General features: G+C 40.6%; 15 protein-coding genes and 1 other annotated feature. All 15 genes read left to right on the forward strand.

Going from position 1 to position 19,213, the window contains the following annotated elements:
- Positions 1-227: 227 nt before the first annotated feature.
- The 15 genes from speD to ACFSTH_RS07590 all read left to right on the forward strand — a co-directional run bounded on the left by speD (position 228) and on the right by ACFSTH_RS07590 (position 19,156).
- Positions 228-626: an adenosylmethionine decarboxylase gene (gene speD / locus ACFSTH_RS07520; RefSeq protein ID WP_377772711.1), complete on the forward strand. Its 399-nt coding sequence runs from the start codon at positions 228-230 to the stop codon at positions 624-626.
- Positions 627-825: 199 nt separating this feature from the next.
- Positions 826-2,208, forward strand: a complete 1,383-nt coding sequence (gene hemA, locus ACFSTH_RS07525; RefSeq protein ID WP_377772709.1) for a glutamyl-tRNA reductase — start codon at positions 826-828, stop codon at positions 2,206-2,208.
- 74 nt (positions 2,209-2,282) lie between these two features.
- Positions 2,283-3,095: a cytochrome c biogenesis protein CcsA gene (gene ccsA / locus ACFSTH_RS07530; protein ID WP_377772707.1), complete on the forward strand. Its 813-nt coding sequence runs from the start codon at positions 2,283-2,285 to the stop codon at positions 3,093-3,095.
- 49 nt (positions 3,096-3,144) lie between these two features.
- Positions 3,145-4,143 (forward strand): hydroxymethylbilane synthase, encoded by a 999-nt coding sequence (hemC, locus tag ACFSTH_RS07535; protein ID WP_377772705.1) that lies wholly within the window; start codon positions 3,145-3,147, stop codon positions 4,141-4,143.
- Positions 4,140-4,964: a uroporphyrinogen-III synthase gene (locus ACFSTH_RS07540; RefSeq protein ID WP_377772703.1), complete on the forward strand. Its 825-nt coding sequence runs from the start codon at positions 4,140-4,142 to the stop codon at positions 4,962-4,964. The genes hemC and ACFSTH_RS07540 overlap by 4 nt, the downstream gene beginning before the upstream one ends.
- Positions 4,961-5,968: a porphobilinogen synthase gene (gene hemB / locus ACFSTH_RS07545; protein ID WP_377772701.1), complete on the forward strand. Its 1,008-nt coding sequence runs from the start codon at positions 4,961-4,963 to the stop codon at positions 5,966-5,968. Before ACFSTH_RS07540 ends, hemB begins: the two co-directional genes overlap by 4 nt.
- Positions 5,958-7,271, forward strand: coding sequence for a glutamate-1-semialdehyde 2,1-aminomutase (gene hemL / locus ACFSTH_RS07550; protein WP_377772699.1), 1,314 nt, complete (start codon positions 5,958-5,960; stop codon positions 7,269-7,271). The genes hemB and hemL overlap by 11 nt, the downstream gene beginning before the upstream one ends.
- A gap of 12 nt (positions 7,272-7,283) precedes the next feature.
- The gene (locus ACFSTH_RS07555) at positions 7,284-8,243 is read left to right on the forward strand and encodes an RluA family pseudouridine synthase (RefSeq protein ID WP_377772697.1); all 960 of its coding nucleotides are present in this window, start codon (positions 7,284-7,286) and stop codon (positions 8,241-8,243) included.
- Positions 8,244-8,346: 103 nt separating this feature from the next.
- Positions 8,347-9,903 carry a LysM peptidoglycan-binding domain-containing protein gene (locus tag ACFSTH_RS07560; RefSeq protein ID WP_377772695.1) on the forward strand — a complete coding sequence of 519 codons (1,557 nt, stop codon included), beginning with the start codon at positions 8,347-8,349 and terminating at the stop codon, positions 9,901-9,903.
- 179 nt (positions 9,904-10,082) lie between these two features.
- Positions 10,083-10,340, forward strand: a binding site (T-box leader).
- 46 nt (positions 10,341-10,386) lie between these two features.
- The gene (locus ACFSTH_RS07565) at positions 10,387-13,029 is read left to right on the forward strand and encodes a valine--tRNA ligase (RefSeq protein WP_377772693.1); all 2,643 of its coding nucleotides are present in this window, start codon (positions 10,387-10,389) and stop codon (positions 13,027-13,029) included.
- 14 nt (positions 13,030-13,043) lie between these two features.
- Complete coding sequence (locus tag ACFSTH_RS07570; protein ID WP_377772691.1) at positions 13,044-14,426, forward strand: bifunctional folylpolyglutamate synthase/dihydrofolate synthase; 1,383 nt, start codon at positions 13,044-13,046, stop codon at positions 14,424-14,426.
- Between the two features lie 7 nt (positions 14,427-14,433).
- Positions 14,434-15,840, forward strand: a complete 1,407-nt coding sequence (gene murC / locus ACFSTH_RS07575) for a UDP-N-acetylmuramate--L-alanine ligase (protein WP_377772689.1) — start codon at positions 14,434-14,436, stop codon at positions 15,838-15,840.
- A gap of 751 nt (positions 15,841-16,591) precedes the next feature.
- The gene (locus tag ACFSTH_RS07580; RefSeq protein ID WP_377772687.1) at positions 16,592-18,058 is read left to right on the forward strand and encodes an SPOR domain-containing protein; all 1,467 of its coding nucleotides are present in this window, start codon (positions 16,592-16,594) and stop codon (positions 18,056-18,058) included.
- 79 nt (positions 18,059-18,137) lie between these two features.
- Positions 18,138-18,380 (forward strand): DUF4321 domain-containing protein, encoded by a 243-nt coding sequence (locus tag ACFSTH_RS07585; protein WP_377772685.1) that lies wholly within the window; start codon positions 18,138-18,140, stop codon positions 18,378-18,380.
- A gap of 20 nt (positions 18,381-18,400) precedes the next feature.
- Positions 18,401-19,156, forward strand: a complete 756-nt coding sequence (locus ACFSTH_RS07590; protein ID WP_377772683.1) for a Maf family protein — start codon at positions 18,401-18,403, stop codon at positions 19,154-19,156.
- The last annotated feature ends 57 nt before the right edge of the window (positions 19,157-19,213 follow it).

Here is a 19,213-nt window from a genome sequence, read left to right on the forward strand (position 1 = left end):
TTCATTTATAAAAAGTTTTGAAAAAACAGTTGCATTTATTGCCGATAGATGTTATTTTTAATGCTGTTGATAACTTTTAACATGACACTCAAACAAAATTAGGAACCAGGATTCACTCAGGACATAGTTAATGTTGCGAGAGATTAATCCCTCGAGAAGTGAATGACGTAGGTCCTAGCGGATGAAATTTTCAAAATATTTTATTCCTAGGAAGGGGGAACCGGAAGATGGAATACTCAACTTTCGGAAGGCACGTTGCTGTTGACGCTTGGGGTGTAGATTTTGAATTGCTTAACAGCGCACAATTTTTGCAATCTCATATGGTAGAAGCTGCGGAGGCATGTGGGGCAACAGTGTTGTCAGTACAGGCTCAGCAATTTGAACCACAAGGCGCTACAGTATTAGTGTTGTTGTCGGAGAGCCATATCTCGATTCATACGTATCCAGAGAAAGGCTTTGCAGCACTTGACTGTTATACCTGCGGTGAAACGGTAGACCCGCAATTAGCAATTGATTATATGTTGTCTGTTTTGAAACCTGAAACGACGCATGCGAAAAAGCTAATCCGTGGCATGGGTGAAATGCAAGTAGAAGAACCGAATGTGAAACAAGGAGAACTTGTTTAGAATATTTTGCTTTATAATAGGCAGTACACAATGAATAACCGTGGATAATCCCACGGTTATTTCTTTAATGATATTGGGCAATAATAAGAGAAAGTTTTCGATTATTAGTCATAATTGGCTAAAGTGTGAAACTTAAACTATGATATACTATTCGTAGCTTAAACGACATCATAACAGAAGAGGGAGGCAGCATTCGCTCATGCACGTCATTGTAGTCGGTCTTAATTATCGCACAGCACCTGTAGAAATAAGAGAGAAGTTTGCTTTTTCTGAGCAAGAATTGCCACGTGCTTTGCAACAATTTTTTCGATCAAACGGCATTTTAGAATGTGTTATCGTGGCGACTTGCAATCGTACTGAACTGTATGCGGTCGTCGATGGGCATGATTTGTGCGGTCATCATATTAGAGGGTTTATGGAAGAATGGTTCCATTTTCCGAGAGATCAATTTACAAATCATTTATATATGTATGAAGATGATAGAGCCATCGAACATTTATTTAAAGTAACAAGTGGACTGGATTCCATGATTATTGGAGAAACACAGATACTTGGTCAAATAAGAGATGCATTTTTACTGGCGCAGCAGCATAAAACAACGGGAACTATTTTTAATATGCTGTTCAAGCAAGCAGTAACATTAGCGAAGCGAGCGCATTCAGAAACAGCGATAGGTGAAACAGCGGTATCTGTTAGTTATGCAGCTGTTGAGCTTGGAAAGCGGATTTTTGGACATTTTAACAATAAAGTGGTCATGATACTTGGAGCTGGCGAAACGGGTGAGTTAACAGCGAAGCATCTATATGCTAATGGTGCGAAGCAAGTCATTGTTGTTAATCGGACATACGAGCGTGCCAAGCAATTAGCAGACCAATTTGACGGACAAGCATTCACTTTAGATGAAATACTACTCAAGCTGCATCAAGCTGATATTATTATTAGTTCTACGGGAGCAGAAAAATATGTAGTGACAGCGAAGCAAGTTGATCAAGCGATGGCTAAACGTAAATCAAAGCCGTTATTTATGATTGATATTGCAGTTCCTCGTGACCTTGATCCGACTATCGCGGAATTAGATAATGTCTTTTTGTACGATATAGATGATTTAGAAGGTATAGTAGAAACTAACTTGCAGCAACGTCGGCAAGAAGCGGTAAAGATTGAAGCGATGATTACCCAGGAAATGTTAGCTTTTCATCAATGGTATCGTACGCTTGGTGTAACACCGATCATTCGTGCATTGCAACAAAAAGCTAGCAACATTCATAGTCAGACGATGATTAGTTTATCGAATAAACTACCTCAGCTTGATGAACATGAGTGGAAGGTTATTGAGAAATTAACGAAAAGTATGCTTAATCAAATGCTACAAGATCCGATTATGCAAATAAAAGAAATTTCCGGAAAAAAACGTCCGGAAGAAGCGGTTAATACATTTGTTCAGTTATTTGCATTGGAGGAACAGTTAACAGAACAGCAGGCAACTAAGGAGCAACCGTTGGAATCTAAACAGTCAGCTCACGTGGCAAGGAAAAACATGCTTTCTTCCAATGTTCCATTGGCAGCTTTGAGCCGATTATAATTTGGCTATTACATCTCAACCTATTTGCATGCTGCTCAAAGGATGTAGCTAGTTCAGTGTAAGGTGGAGGGAATATGGGATCAGCATTTTGGATGTATGATGCAACACTTTACGTATATGCCCTGAGTCTACTGTTTTATTTTTCCGATTTTGTATCCTTTAATCGGAGAGCGAACCGGGTAGGCGCAGGGCTGCTTCTTTTTGTATGGTTGCTACAAACCGGGTATTTGATTTCGCGCATTATTATCGATAGTGGTGAGTGGAGTCGCGCGCCATTTAGTAATCTATTTATATTTTCATGGTTGTTAGTTACAGTATCGATTATTATAGACCGGTTTTTTTATATAGAGTTTGTTGTCTTCTTTGCCAATGTTATCGGCTTTGCGATGTTAGCACTTAGCTTTTATAGTACACCAACACCAGGTCAGCCTTTCGAATTATGGCAAACGACGAAAGAATTGTTATTTGTTCATATTAGTTTAGTGTTTCCGGCCTTTGTTTCCTTAACGATCGGAGCCTTACTGTCAGGGATGTATATGTTTTTACATAATCGTTTGAAGGCGAAACGTTGGACAAGTATGGTGAGAAGATTCCCGAGCTTAGAGACGATTGATCGATATATTGAACGAACCGTTATTATAGGTGTGCCATTACTCACGTTATCGCTGGCTGTCGCCATTACATCTTTATTTGTTGAAGGAAGACCACAGCTAATATTGGATTGGAAAGTGTTAACGGCATTAATTGGATTACTACTGTACGTACGTTATATTTATTTGCGTGCAGTGGCGAAATTTAGTGGTATGAAGCTATCTAAATTGTTTTTGTTAGGCTATGTGATGTTAGTGTTAAACGCTGCTACCGATTCTTTTTCATCATTTCATTGATGTTTGTTATAGATGTAATGTAATGTGATTTATATTGGGAGGGGAAAAAGTGAGTCAGAATGCATGGCGAGTGATTAAAGTTGGAACAAGACAAAGTCAACTGGCGCTTACACAAACAGGGCAAGTGATCGATCAGCTCAACGATATTTGTATACACCACAGATTGAACTATCGGTTTGAAGTACATAAAATTGTCACCAAAGGCGATAAAATACTGGATGTATCGTTATCAAAAGTGGGCGGAAAAGGTTTATTCGTCAAAGAAATCGAGCAAGCATTGCTGGATGGTGTCATTGATTTAGCAGTTCATAGTATGAAAGATATGCCTTATGAACAACCAACAGGCTTAATGAACGGAGCAACGCCTAAACGTCTTTCTGCACAGGATTGTTTAGTAATGAAAGAAGGGATAACTTCCTTTGCTGATTTGCCTGTAGGGGCGAAGGTGGGAACCAGCTCTTTACGTAGGTCTTGTCAATTGAAGTACGTGCGTCCTGATCTACAAATAGAGTTTATTCGCGGTAATATTGATTCTAGAATAAGAAAGCTACATACCGAAGACTTGGATGCGGTCGTATTAGCCGCTGCAGGCTTGATGAGAATGGGCTGGGAAGATAAAATATCAGCTTACATAGCAGAAGACATTTGTGTGCCGGCAGTAGGGCAAGGGGCGCTTGGTATTCAGTGCCGTGAATCAGATGAGCAAGTAAGGGCGCTATTACAGTTATTAAATGATGAGCAAACAGAAATTACCGTTCGTGCTGAACGCAGTTTTTTGGGAGCGATTGAAGGAAGCTGTCAAGTTCCGATTGGTGCGCAAGCTATTTTGGTAGAAGAAGAAGCGTCTGATGTAGCGGAATTGTCTGAACAAGGAACATATTATCCACTAATAGAGTTAACGGCTATCGTTGGCTCAACAGATGGTTCGGTATTATTAAAGGAAGTTATGCGTGGTCGTCACCCCGAGCAGTTGGGGGAGGAAATAGCTGCTCAGTTGCTTGCGAGTGGAGCGGATCGTATACTGGCAGAAGTTAATTTGAATCAATGAACGAGTCGCTCTTTGTTGAACGTCCTTTAGCAGGCAAAGGAATTGTAGTTACACGAGCGCGAGCACAAGCATCTACGTTTATAGAACAATTGGAATCGCTCGGTGCTAAAGTATTCCCATTACCAGTTATTGCTGTGCGGAAAACAGTAGATCAACATGTCATTGCTGAAATAAAAACAGCGCTGCAATCGGCTAGTTCATATGACTGGTTAATTTTTACGAGCGTCAATGGTGTACATTTTTTTATGGAGTGGCTAGCAGAATATGAAATTGGATTAGATACGTTTGCTCGTGCACAAATAGCTGCTGTTGGACCGAAAACAGCGGAGCAGCTAGAGAAATATCAATTACAAGTAGAGCGGCTACCAAAACGATATGATGCAGAAGGCTTACTCGAGCTGCTTGATCCATATATTGCACCAGGTGCAAAAGTGTTATTAGCAAGAGGGAATTTGGCACGTGCTGTATTGCCGAGTACATTACTAGCAAAAGGAATTTCAGCTACAGAAATACATGTATATGAAACGATAGCTGAAACGACAGAAATTACGACATTTTTGGATAAAATGAATTGTAATGAAGTGGATATCGTTACGTTCGCTAGTTCTTCCGCTGTTCATCATTTTATGGCAGCTCTTCAACGTTTCAGCATAGTGTCATTACCCGAATTGTTACAGTCGATGGTACTGGCGAGTATTGGGCCGTTAACTAGTGAAACCATTAGAAGTTATGGTCTTGTTGTACATATTGAAGCTGCACAAGCGACGATGGATCATTTGTTGTATGACATTATGGAATATGTAAAGGAGCGAAGGAAATGAAAGAGCGTTTTAATCGACACCGTAGATTGCGTCATACGGGCGCTATTCGTAGTTTAGTTCGTGAAAATACAGTTAGTGCGGATGATTTTATTTATCCGATCTTTGTAACGACTGGTACCGATGTGAAAGATGAAATCAGTTCTATGCCAGGAGTGTACCATTATTCATTGGATAGACTAGAGCAGGAGATTGCCGAATGTGCTGCTTTAGGAATAAAAGCTGTTTTATTATTTGGCGTACCGGACACGAAAGATAGTATCGGTTCCTCTGCTTACAATTCAGAAGGAATTGTACAACAAGCAACACGTCTTATTAAGCAGTGGGCTCCTCAAATGATCGTTGTTGCCGATACATGTCTTTGCCAGTTTACGGATCATGGTCATTGCGGAGTAATCGTGGAAGATAGTAATGGTGCGGCTTATATCGATAATGATCAATCATTGGACTTATTAGTAAAGACAGCTGTTTCGCAAGCAGAGGCGGGTGCAGATATTATTGCTCCCTCGAATATGATGGATGGATTTGTCGCTGCAATTCGTGCTGGGCTGGATGCGGCTGGTTTCAAGCACATTGCTATCATGTCATATGCGGTCAAATATGCTTCCGCATATTATGGTCCGTTTCGTGAAGCAGCTCATTCCGCTCCGCAGTTTGGTGATCGCAAAACTTATCAGATGGACCCGGCTAATGCTAGAGAAGCGTTACGTGAAGCAAGTAGTGATGTGCAAGAAGGTGCAGACTTTTTGATGGTGAAGCCGGCACTAGCTTATATGGATATCATTCGACAATTACGTGATCAATATTTGCTGCCGATTGTAGCTTACAATGTTAGTGCGGAATATTCCATGGTGAAGGCAGCAGCGGCGAACGGATGGATTAATGAGCAGGCAGTTGTATTAGAAACGTTAACTGGAATGAAACGAGCAGGAGCCGATATTATTATTACTTATCATGCAAAAGACGTTATTCGCTGGTTGAGAGGAGATAATAAAAATGAATCTTAAACAAGTAGAAGTGAAACGAAACGAAAGTCGCTCGGCAGAAGCGTTTGCCAAAGCTAAACAAGTAATACCTGGAGGAGTAAACAGCCCGGTACGTGCATTTAAATCTGTTGGACTCACCCCTATGTATATGGATCGTGGTGTAGGAAGTAAAGTATATGATATTGATGGTAATAGCTTTATCGATTATGTCTGTTCTTGGGGACCACTCATTATGGGTCATGCACACCCTGAAGTGGTGGAAGCAATCAAGAAAACAGCTGAAAAAGGAACTAGCTTTGGTGCGCCTACGGAATTAGAAACGCTAATGGCAGAGCTAGTGGTTGAACGAGTGCCATCGATTGATTTGGTACGGATGGTTAACTCTGGGACGGAAGCTACGATGAGTGCTCTTCGGCTTGCGCGTGGTTATACGAAACGACAAAAAATATTAAAATTCGAAGGATCTTATCATGGCCATTCGGACAGTTTATTAATAAAAGCTGGCTCAGGAGTTGCGACACTTGGTTTGCCGGATTCTCCTGGTGTACCAGAAAATGTTGCAGCGCAAACGATAACAGTTGCCTTCAATGATCTAGCTGCTGTTAAATTAGCTTTTGAAAAATTCGGCGAAGAAATTGCTTGTATCGTAGTCGAGCCTATCGCTGGTAATATGGGAGTTGTTCCACCAGAGCCAGGATTTTTAGAAGGTTTGCGTCAAGTGACAACACAATATGGCAGTTTGTTAATTTTTGACGAAGTGATGACAGGGTTTAGAGTAGCTTATAATTGTGCGCAAGGGTTATACGATATTGAGCCGGATATTACATGTTTCGGTAAAATAATCGGTGGTGGTTTACCAGTTGGGGCGTATGGTGGTAAGCGTCAGTTTATGGAAATGATTGCTCCTATTGGACCAGTCTATCAAGCGGGAACGTTATCAGGAAATCCACTTGCTATGGCAGCTGGCTACACAACATTAAAACTATTAACACCTGCGGTTTACGAGCAACTAGAATTGCAATCGCAAAAGCTACAAGCTGGACTTGAAGCGAACGCAGCGAAATATAACGTAGCATTTACGGTGAATCGTGTTGGTTCGATGGTATGCCCATTCTTTACTGATAAGCGAGTGACCAATTATGATGTAGCGAAACAATCAAATTTGACCTATTTTAATCATTACTTTGAGTCGATGTTACATCTTGGCATTAGTTTACCACCTTCACAGTTCGAAGGTATGTTTGTATCTGCTGCGCACACAGATGAAGATATTGCCAAAACGATCGCAGCACATGAGGAAGCAATTAGTTATTTGCAACAATAGGGAGGGACTAGGTTGCAACTAAATAACATCATAAGTAGAAGTGAGCAGTGGCTAGTAATTGATTGGCCACTGCTTTTATTATTAGTTGAACCCGAAATAAGACGACAAGCGCCAGAGCTTGGGGCACATGCACATGATGTGTTTCGCTGGCTGATACAAACCAAGTTGTTTCCTGAAAAATGGATTAAACGAATTTTTTCGATTGGTGGTATTCGTTGGAAGGAGCAACATTTGTTGTTGCTTGCTTATAGTCAAGGTGAGTTTACAGAAGAAGTTCATTTTGTTGATGCCCGGTCATTGCCACCAGACACTGACATGGAAGCGAAAATGCTCTATGAAGATGACTTTTGTTTCGTTTTATCTAAGCCGGTACGTATGCCTGTACATAAATCGTCGGACTCACAAATACGTACACTGGATACAATGGCAGCTTTATATTCCTTGCGTAGTGAGCATCCTTTTCCTGTTCGGCATATTCATCGGTTGGACGGTGATACGACTGGTGTGGTACTCTATTCCAAAAATGATTGGGCGCAACTTCGACTAGATGAAGCGATGCGTGAAGGGCAAATAGAACGGCACTATATTGCTGCTGTTCACGGACAGCTATCTACGATGGAGGGGGAAATTAATAAACCGATTGCCAAAGATCGATTCGTTGCTGGAAAACGACGTGTTGCGGCTCATGGTGATCCATCCATTACGTTATACCGGGTATTGCAGGTGAAATCTTCGTACTCCATTGTAGCACTTCAATTATTAACTGGTCGGACGCATCAAATACGAGTGCATATGAGTGCGATTGGACATCCATTACTTGGAGATATATTATATGGCGGCAAGCAGATGAAGGGAATATCCCATCAAGCGCTCCATGCTTATAAACTTATATTTCCGCATCCCGTCTTGGGAAATCAAATAATTGTTGAAGCTGATCCGCCGGATTGGCTCGAAAAAAATGAAATCAATTAGTCTCTTTTTATTTTCATAGTCATGCTTACCTCATTTCCACCATATAGATGAAGTAGTGATTCTATTTTCAGGTCATTGTTAACCTGTGGAGGGAGGATATAGCGTGTCAGAAAAATCTGGAGGCTTACGATTTGACGTGTATGAACGTGTTCATTTGCCGGATGATGTGGCGGCGATAGATGAGCTTGAAGAAATTGAATTAATCCCACGAATTGCAGTAATGGATGAAGGGGATCAAGCGATATTACGCGGTCAATTATTACTTAGTGGAGTGTACCGAAGTAGTGAGGTGCATGATGGGATATTAGCACTGGAGCATCGAATACCTGTAGAAATATCTTTGCCAATGCATAGAGTGTCTCGTTTGGATGATATTTCGATTGATATCGATAATTTTGATGTAGATATTTTATCTGCTCGAACGTTGAATGTAACAGGGGTATTGTCACTGCGTGGTTTGTTAGTTGATTCGGTAGAGGAAGAGCAACAGTGGCAAGAAGAAGTGTTTACAGCAGTTCATGAAAATAATGGGGAACAACCATTAGAATTGCAAACAGACACGGAGCGGTGGGAGGATCAAGCTGAAACTACAGAAGAAACGGAATACCAGTGGCAAGAAGAGGTGGAAGTAGAAACGACAGCTGAAGCTCCGTCCTACATAGCAAGTGAAACGAGGGATGAGCAGTCAGTTGAAGGAGTATATTCCAACGAAATAAATCTGGAAGAGCAGTGGCAATTACAGCGAGAAGAACCGTATGACCAAGTGGTAGAAGTAGTACAGGAAGATGATGCGGAGTTAGTGTTAACACGTAATGATGAACCGGAAGAGGAAGCAGAGGAATATACGACTTATGCTACATTTGTTGAACCGGATTATGATGATACGTTGGAACAACTAGAGGAAGAGCGCGCTGAAGAGCAGGGTTTTGCTACTGCTGAAGCGGAAACCGTTCATTCCGGTTGGGCATTACTAGGGACTGAGGCGACGAGGATTCATGAAGAGGATACCGAACAAGCATATGAGCATGATGACGAAATGGAATTTGCAGAAGAAGAGATAAGCTTGCCCGAATATGAAAATGCTTTTGAAGATCGTTCGCCGCAAGCATTTGAAGAAGAGTCAGAGATCGCCAATGAAGCGACGATGGAAACTTGGGTAGAAACAAGCGGAGAAATAGAGGAAGATGAGCGCGAAGAGGAATTGGTGGAAGATGATGAACCTACTAATGTAGCATCGACTGCTCCTCCAGCCAACCTGAATACGACACCGCACGTTGCTTTTCATACGAAATCAGCTGATCAATCACAGGAAAATACAAATGTCGGCATTCGCTCGTTGCTAGGTTCTAGTGATCGGGAGAAAGCGCTTCGAGAAGCTGTTATCCAACAGGAATTAGACGCAAGTAATGAACAAGAACATTTGGCGGAGCAAGCTCGTCAAGATGACGAAGTTGAATGGCAGTCTATGTTTCTCGGAAGAGAAAAAGGGCAAAGTTTTAAAAAGATACGAATGTGTATTGTTCAAAAGGAAGAAACGTTAGAGGCAATTGCGCTTCGCTATAACATTACTCCAGGTGTGTTGCAAAAGCATAATCAGTTGCATGATAGTGATGTTAGTGAAGGACAGCTTTTGTACATCCCAGCTACGCAACTTAGTTAATGGGGTAACGTAAACAGACTCTCTTTGATCATCTTTTGCAGTTTACTAATTGCAGATGATTAAAGAGAGTTTTTTATTTTGTGGCGTAGTATGAGATGTTTATAAGAAACATTGACTAAGCGGTTTAAGAACGGTATGATATTTGATATAATAGTAAAACAATGAGAGTGCTTAATAAAGTAATAACGTTGAATGGGAGCAGAATACAGACATCTTTCAGAGAGTGGAATTGTTACGCTGTGAGATTCCGCAAGTATAAGCTGTATTTATGGTCGCCCTGGAGTTGTCTCACTGAAATGGCAGAAGATCGAATGATTTATTCTGTTATAAAGTAAGACCGGTAGCAGCCGTTATCTGCAGTGAGCGCTGTATAATAATGAATCGTTATCGTACAGAACAAAGGTGGTACCACGGAAGCAGAACCTTTCGTCCTTTTTCGAGGATGAAAGGTTTTTTTTGAAATTATTGTTGGAGGATGGAAAAATGTCAGAAGCAGAAACGAATATGGAAATGGCTAAAACATATGATCCGAAAGCGGCAGAGCAAAAATGGTATAACTATTGGATGGATGGAAAATATTTCGAAGCTGGTAAACGACCAGATGCTGAAACATATACCATTGTTATTCCACCGCCTAACGTGACAGGAAACTTGCATATCGGGCATGCGCTTGATTTTACATTACAGGATATATTAATTCGAACAAAAAGAATGCAGGGCTTTGATACACTGTGGCTACCAGGCACAGATCATGCTGGTATAGCAACACAGACAAGAGTAGAACAGCAACTACGTGAACAAGGAACAACAAGACATGATCTTGGTCGTGCTGCTTTTTTGGAGCAAGTATGGGATTGGAAAGAAATGTATGCGAATACGATTCGTTCACAGTGGGCTAAGATGGGATTATCGCTCGACTACTCACGTGAACGGTTTACTTTAGATGAAGGATTATCAAAAGCAGTTCGTGAAGTGTTTGTAAAGCTATACAAAAAAGGGTTAATTTATCGTGGCAAAAAAATTATTAACTGGGACCCAGCTGCACGTACAGCTCTTTCGGATATTGAGGTGGAGCATAAAGAAGTAAATGGTCATTTGTACCATTTGCAATATCCACTTGCAGACGGTAGTGGGTACATAACTGTAGCGACAACTCGTCCGGAGACGATGCTTGGTGATACAGCTGTTGCAGTACATCCAGAAGATGAAAGATATAAAGCTTTGATTGGAAAAATGATCATTCTTCCTGTCATTGGAAGAGAGATTCCTATTATAGCAGATGAGTATGTGGAGAAAGAGTTTGGTTCGGGAGCTGTTAAAATTACACCAGCGCATGATCCGAATGACTTCGAAGTTGGTGAAAGACATCAACTACCACAAATTACAGTAATGGACGAATCAGGCGTTATGAATGAACATGCTGGACCATATGAAGGGTTGGATCGCTTCGTTTGTCGTAAGCAGCTTGTGGCCGATTTGCAGGCAAGTGGTGTGTGTACGCAAATAGAAGATCACGTTCATCAAGTGGGGCATAGCGAACGTTCTGGAGCTGTTGTGGAGCCGTATTTGTCTACACAGTGGTTTGTAGCGATGAAACCATTAGCTGAAGCTGCGATTGAAGCACAAAAAGCTGGAAAAGGTGTTCGTTTTCTACCAGATCGCTTTGAAAAAACATATATGAACTGGATTGAAAATGTTCGGGACTGGTGTATTTCTAGGCAGCTATGGTGGGGACATCGTATACCTGCTTGGTATGATGAAAATACCGGTGAAATTCACGTATCGCAAGATGATTTGCAGGGAGATCATCTGCATCAGGATGTAGATGTGTTGGATACGTGGTTCAGTTCTGCACTTTGGCCGTTCTCTACATTAGGCTGGCCAGAAGAAACGGAAGATGTGAAACGTTTTTATCCTGTCGATGTGTTGGTAACTGGATATGACATTATTTATTTCTGGGTTGCACGTATGATATTTACTGCTCTAGAATTTACAGATCAAATGCCATTTAAAGATGTTTATATGCATGGACTAGTGCGCGATCGTGAAGGGCAAAAAATGTCGAAGTCTCTTGGTAACGGAGTAGATCCGCTTGAGGTCATTGATCAGTATGGTGCGGATGCGATGCGATTTATGTTGTCGACAGGAAGTACACCGGGACAAGATCTACGTTATCGAACAGAGCGGGTAGAGCAAGCGCGTAACTTTGCTAACAAAATTTGGAATGCTTCGCGATTTGCTATGATGAATTTAGAAGGATTTACTATAGAAGATGTTAATATTGACGTACCACTAGGTACAGCAGATCGTTGGATATTACATCGTTTAAATGAAACAGTACGTGATGTTACTCGTCTTATCGATAGTTATGAATTCGGGGAAACTGGACGTGTTTTGTATAATTTCATATGGGATGATCTTTGTGATTGGTATATCGAATTTGCAAAATTAAACTTAAATGGATCAGATATAGCTGCGAAACGAGCAACACAATCTGTGCTTGTCTATGTACTTGATCGTACTCAACGATTAATTCATCCATTTATGCCGTTTATTAGTGAAGAGATTTGGCAGCACCTTCCACATGAAGGCGAGACTATTATGTTAGCAGAATGGCCCGTATATGAGCAAAAGTTGGAAGCAGATGACGCTGTTAAACAAATGAATCTATTGATGGATACGATCCGAGCGGTTCGTAATATTCGAGCAGAAATGAATGTTCCGATGAGTCGAAAAATAGAGTTGTTAATTAAAGCGGCAAGTGAAGAAACGCTGCAAATATTACTTCAAAACAAACCATTTATTGAACGATTCTGTGCTACTAGCCAATTGGAAATTGGTATAGAGCTAGCGGCTCCAGAAAAAGCGATGTCTGCGATAGTAACAGGAGCTGAATTGTACTTCCCTCTTGCAGGATTAATTGATGTAGATCAAGAAATTGCACGTTTGGATAAAGAGAAGAAAACATTAGATGGTGAAGTTGAACGAATTGAGAAAAAGCTAGCGAATGAAGGATTTGTGGCGAAAGCACCAGAGAAAGTAATAGAAGAAGAACGTAGAAAAATGGCGGAATATGCAGAAAAACGAGCGAAAGTTTTGCAGAGAATTGCCGAATTGCGTAGCTAAGCGGGGTTGCATATATGGAAAAATTATGGGCGCAGCGGGAAACTAATTTGCTGCAAAGTTATGATGAAGCAGTAGAATGGATTAACGGTTTGATACCGTTTGGTATTCGACCGGGGTTAAGCAGAATTGAAAAAATGATGGAACTATTAGGCAATCCAGAACGTCGTTTGCAATTTATTCATGTTGCTGGTACGAATGGCAAAGGATCGACTTGCTCGATGATAGCCAACGTATTGCTTAGCAACGGCTATGATGTTGGGCTGTACACATCACCTTACATTACAAAGTTCACCAATCGTTTTCAATATAATGGTACGGATATCGAAGAAGAAACGTTAGTGAAACTAGCTAATCAGTTGAAGCCGATCGTAGAGGAGATAGCCGAAACAGAACTCGGCTCTCCAACGATGTTCGAAGTTTCTACTGCGCTAGCCATTTTATTTTTTGCTACCGATACGTTTCCAGATTATGTCGTGTTCGAAACAGGTCTTGGTGGGCGTCTCGATGTGACTAACATCGTTCGTCCTGTTATATCTGTCATTACTAACGTAGGGCACGATCATATGGATCGTCTTGGTAATACGCTATCGGCTATTGCTTCTGAGAAAGCAGGCATTATAAAACCGAACGTTCCTATCGTCAGTGCGGTCGAACAACCAGAAGTAATACAAGTGATTGCAGATACTGCAGCAAAACAAAAAAGCAGCTTGTATTTGTTACATGATCAGTTTGAAGAAACTGTTATTGAAGAGTCAGAAATGGGGCAAAGTTTTAGTTTTAAAGGTCCATTTCGGACGATGGAATCGATAGAGATTACGCTTAACGGTTCACATCAACGAAAAAATGCTGCTGTAGCGATGATGACATTGGAAGTGTTACGACAATATAATGCTTTAGTACTCGATGATGATTTATTACTTGCGGGTTTTAAAACGGCTGCCTGGCCAGGGCGGCTGGAATTAGTATCTCATCACCCTCGTATTGTTATTGATGGAGCGCATAATCCTGAGGGTGCAGAAGTGCTATCCAGAGCGATTCCTAAGCTGTATTCCTATGAAAAATTGCATCTAATGATAGCAATGCTCGATAATAAGAATCATCGTGATACACTAAAGCATATACTACCATTAGTAGATACGCTGATTGTTACTGAACCAGATTTTAGAATGAAAAAACAAGCTGTACAATTGGCCGAATTAATCGATGAAATGCGAGCTGAAATGCCGAACGTTTTAGCCTTCGAGCTTATTATTGAACCGAACTGGGAAACAGCATTAAGTAAATTACAACAGTTGACCGAGGATAAGGAACTTGCTGTCGTTACAGGCACTTTGTATTTGATCGCCGATGTAAGAGCTAAGTTACTACAAAACTCGGAGGCTGAAAAAGGTTGGTGAATTGTTTTTGAATACAGCTGAACATATACATTTCATTGGAATTGGTGGTTACGGCATGAGCGCTATCGCTCGAGTTATGTTAGAAATGGGTTATAAGGTGACCGGTTCTGATATGGCTAGCCAAGAATTAACGCAAAAACTAGCTGCTGAAGGAGCATCTATTTATTTAGGTCATCAAGCAGAACATGTACGAGGAGCGGACATCGTTGTATATTCAACGGCATGCCCTGCGGACAACGTTGAACGGGTAGCAGCTGCTGCATTGGAAATACCAGTATTGCATCGTTCAGAAATGTTAGCTCAAATTATGAATGAAGGCAAAGGAATAGCGGTGGCTGGAGCGCATGGTAAAACATCTACTTCATCGATGATCGCACTAGTGTTAGAACATTTGGAAGCTGATCCTACTTATGTAATCGGTGGAGAAATTGTTAATATCGGCACTAATGCAAAAGCGGGCAAAGGTGAATACGTTGTAGCGGAAGCTGATGAAAGTGATGGATCTTTTCTGCATTATTTTCCTAGAATAGCTATAGTGACCAATATTGAAGCCGATCATTTGGAAAACTATGATGGTGATTTTAATAACTTAAAAGCAGCATATATACAATTTCTAAGCCAGACTAAAGATGATGGTCGAGCGATTATATGTGTGGATGACACTACCGTTCATGAATTGTTACCACAAATCAAAGAAGCTGTTCGCGGTGCATCATTGATCACTTACGGGATCGATCGAACTGCTGATTATGTCGCAGCTAATATCGTTTATGGTCATTTGCAGGCTTCATTTGATATGTATTACGATGGAGAACTGTTGGGTAGAGTGAATTTGTCTGTGCCAGGAAAACATAATATTTATAATGCGATGGCAACTGTGATTACTTGTTTACAAGCAGGTTTATCTTTTGAACAAGTATCTTCTGCAATTGCTTTGTTTCGAGGTGCAAAACGAAGATTTCAAGTTGTTGGCGAAATAAATGATGTATTAGTTATCGATGACTATGCGCACCATCCAACAGAAATCCAAGCAACGATCAGCGCTGCCAGGTCAACTGGCAAACGAATTGTTGCAGTTTTTCAACCGCAACGCTATACACGTACCTATTTTTTATTTGATCAGTTTAGTCGCGCTTTTTCGGAAGCCGATGAAGTCATTATCGCTGATATATATTCTCCTGTTGGGGAACAGCAAATAGAAGGAGTTAATTCCGGCAAATTAGTGGAGTTAATCCAGCAAAATAGTAATAAAAATGCGAGGCACATTGCCAGCAAAGAAGAGATTCATCATTATTTAGTAGAACATACAAACCCTGGTGATTTGATCATTACGATGGGTGCCGGCGATATATGGAAAGTAGCTAGCTCTGTAGTAGCCAGTCTGCAAAACAGTGAACAAACGAGCGGAGCTTAAAAAGAACGGATGTCTTAAACAGCGCTGTTCCATAAAATTCTAAAGCAAAAGTAGGATAAAAAAACATAGTGTTTTTCTATCCTACTTTTTTATGCCTATGTTGCTGTTGAAACGTTGTGAGAGGTATGCTTTTTTTTGGAGAGCAGGGAAGTGTGTGTTGTTGTAGTGGTATAGTTATGCTTATGCATTTGTAGGAGAGTAGGGAAGTAGCAAGACAAATTATATAAAGGCATCCCCCCCCCCCTCCCCAACACTGTCGCAGATTTTTATACGAAATATCATATAAAGCCAACGCGGGAACCATCTTCCGAGACCCGTTTATACGATAAATCGTATAAAGCCAACGTTCGGAGCGTCTTCCTAAGCTCGTTTATACGATTTATCATACAAAGGCAATGTTCAAAGTGTTGTCCCAAGCCCGTTTATACGATTTTTCTTATAAAGTTTGCGCTCCAAGCATCTACCCCCACCATTTCACATAGTTTTTCTGTACACACTTTCTTTTGTTGCGTCATGTTACCTGCATCATCATCTGCTTCGTCATGTTAACTGTACAATTTTTTATATGGTATGGTTTGTTAACAAGCATCCCGCTCATGGAGTATTAAACTATATATTTAGTATCGATAACAAGTATCCCTTAAAAAGTTGTCGTATATGACTGGTTTTTTTAATATTATATTGTTTTTGCGGCATAAATCTCTCATTTGGCTCATAGACTGTACTAGAATTGAGGCAAGGAGAGATGGACATGTACTCTGATACGAATATGAATCGTCGCTTTACCATTCGGTTTGATGGAAGTGGCAAAGTTGTGAGAACGAGTGAGGAATCGGTAGAAACGGCAGAGTCTATTAAAAATAACGAGGAAATAGTGGATGTGGATAGACAAGCTATTATAGTTGATGAGGAAAAAATGAAAGATGAGTTTAGTGAGCGTATAGAACAAATTTCGGCTACGGAGAAAATGACTGAAAAATGGGAGCATGTCATATTAGATAATCCTGATCCTTGGCATAGTCCTTTTCAAGAAGACGTAGGTGCATTGGAAAAACTGATACGTAACGAACGACCAGAACGACCTGAACTAGCAGAACGATTAGAACGGTCAGATCGACCGGAACGCCTCGAAGTAAGTGAACGGGTAGAGCGTCAACAAAATAAACGACCATCAGTAGTTGAGAAAAAACAAGACAATGACATGAAAGAAATTGATTTGTCAGAAGTGGAACAAATAGAAGTTGAAGTGGCGCCGCTTTTAGAGGCACAGTATCGACGAACGAAAAAAACATCAGCATGGCAAGTGGTTCTATATGTTGCGGGAGCCTTAACGACTGGGGCGGTGTTTGGATATATTATATTGACGCTAATTACGAATGGGTTTTTATCATCTGATAATAATGCTTCTATGATAAGTCAACGAAACGGTGAAGCTAGTAATATGGAGCAGGGTGTGAGTGGTACTAGTGCTGGAGTTGGAGTTGGCGAGGGGATTAATCAGTTAGGGAAGGCTACAAATGGCACTATTGCTAAAGCAGAGCCAGGGGCAGTGACTGATTTAATTAACAATGCTGAAGTAGTACCGGCAGTTTCCTTGGCAGGTCATGCACAAACTTACTATATGCTACAATATGGTGTTTTTTCAAAATTAGATAGCCGTGATGCTGCATTAGAGCAACTAACTGCCAAAGGAATAGCTGCTTCAACAGCTAAAGCAGACGATCAGTACCGAGTATACGCTGGAATGGCTGCTAGTGCTGCTGATGCTAAACTGATTGCAGAGAAATATCCGAGTTTAAATTTATATGTCAAGGAACTAGTTATAAAGACACCACAAGCTTTGCCGTTCACGGGAAATGCGGAAATAGCCGAACAATTTTTTAGTTCAACTGCTAGTTTGGTTACTACTTGGAGCGATCTAATTGCCGTTCAATTAGAACAAGCAAGTTTAACTCCGTTTGCAGAAACGACGACAGAATCATTAACAGAACAGTTTAACCAATGGAAAGCACTTTCTACTCAAATGAATGAAGGAATGAAAGATGAGCAGGGAAATAAATTTTTAGGATTTATTACAACGGCTGTGCGAGATGCAGCGAAAGCACTAGATCAATATAACGACCAAGTAGCGATGAAATATTTGCAAACCGCCCAACAAGCAATGATGACCGCAGTACTTGCACAGAATGATTGGTTTGATCATTTAAGCGCATTGTAAAATATGTCCATGCTTCGTATAATAGTAACAAAGAAAAATGTTGTCAAAAATACGAAGCGAAAGGTTGCGAGCCTTTGGCATGAAAAAAAATGGTTGGATTTTATTTATATTTATTGTTTTTGGATTATTGGCTGGTGCATTGATTGCTAAATGGCTTGAACCGCTACAAGGGATTGCATTTTTAACAAAATCGCTAGAAGCGCAAATGGCTCCCAAACTAGATTTATATGTGATGCAGCTCAATTTCGATTTATCCATTCAAATAAGTATGTTAAGTATCGTTGGTGGATTGCTTGCAATATGGCTGTATAAGAAGTTGTAATGAAGGAGTAAGCGTGTATTATGTTAAAGTTACAGAATAATCAAAGAATACAGCAGTTATGGTTAGCTTCAGCTTCTCCCCGTCGTGAGCAATTGATCAAGTTGTTGGGACTGTCTGTTCCAATTGTTTGTCAACCATCTGAAGTCGATGAAAGTTATGATGATTCGTGGTCAGCGGCTCAAATTGTCGAGCAATTAAGCTTGCGCAAAGGACAAGCAGTAGCAAGAACATTAATAGAGCAACCAGTGAAGGACGAGCTTGGAGCGGAATTTCCACTGTTAGTAGTTGGTTCGGATACTATTGTTGTTTTAGAAGATAAAATTTTAGGAAAACCAGTAGATGCGGCAGATGCTAGATCGATGTTAGCTTCTTTACAAGGAAAAAGTCATTATGTGTACACTGGGGTGGCAGCACTATATGTGACAGCAGATGATAAGCATTTTTTACAGCAGGAGTTTGCATCTAACACTGTGATACCATTCGGAGATATCGGTCAATACCGTATTCTTTCGGAGGGAGTAGATCGATCTGTAAAAATAATTACTGGGCATACCGCTAGTAAAGTAACATTCAAGTCAATGAGTGATGAGGAAATTGAAGCTTATATAGCAAGTGGTGAGCCGTTTGACAAAGCAGGCAGTTACGGAGTACAAGGTTTAGGTGCCGTGTTTATTGAAAAAATCGAAGGTGATTTTTACAGCATAATGGGACTTCCTATCAATTTGTTATATAAAATATTATTGGCAAAGGGTATTAGTCCGTTTGTAGAAAAATAACATATTTTCGAAAAAAGGTGCTAAGTAGAGTAGCACCTTTTTTGGTTCAGGAAGCCT

Source organism: Paenibacillus yanchengensis, from assembly GCF_042684845.1.
GTDB classification, from domain to species: domain Bacteria; phylum Bacillota; class Bacilli; order Paenibacillales; family Paenibacillaceae; genus Pristimantibacillus; species Pristimantibacillus yanchengensis.

Coding starts and splice junctions, on each gene's coding strand:
- ACFSTH_RS07580 (WP_377772687.1), top strand. CDS start 16,592: ATGTACTCTGATACGAATATGAATCGTCGCTTTACCATTCGGTTTGAT.
- ACFSTH_RS07570 (WP_377772691.1), top strand. CDS start 13,044: ATGGAAAAATTATGGGCGCAGCGGGAAACTAATTTGCTGCAAAGTTAT.
- ACFSTH_RS07565 (WP_377772693.1), top strand. CDS start 10,387: ATGTCAGAAGCAGAAACGAATATGGAAATGGCTAAAACATATGATCCG.
- hemB (WP_377772701.1), top strand. CDS start 4,961: ATGAAAGAGCGTTTTAATCGACACCGTAGATTGCGTCATACGGGCGCT.
- ACFSTH_RS07590 (WP_377772683.1), top strand. CDS start 18,401: ATGTTAAAGTTACAGAATAATCAAAGAATACAGCAGTTATGGTTAGCT.
- ACFSTH_RS07540 (WP_377772703.1), top strand. CDS start 4,140: ATGAACGAGTCGCTCTTTGTTGAACGTCCTTTAGCAGGCAAAGGAATT.
- ccsA (WP_377772707.1), top strand. CDS start 2,283: ATGGGATCAGCATTTTGGATGTATGATGCAACACTTTACGTATATGCC.
- hemA (WP_377772709.1), top strand. CDS start 826: ATGCACGTCATTGTAGTCGGTCTTAATTATCGCACAGCACCTGTAGAA.
- speD (WP_377772711.1), top strand. CDS start 228: ATGGAATACTCAACTTTCGGAAGGCACGTTGCTGTTGACGCTTGGGGT.
- ACFSTH_RS07585 (WP_377772685.1), top strand. CDS start 18,138: ATGAAAAAAAATGGTTGGATTTTATTTATATTTATTGTTTTTGGATTA.
- hemL (WP_377772699.1), top strand. CDS start 5,958: ATGAATCTTAAACAAGTAGAAGTGAAACGAAACGAAAGTCGCTCGGCA.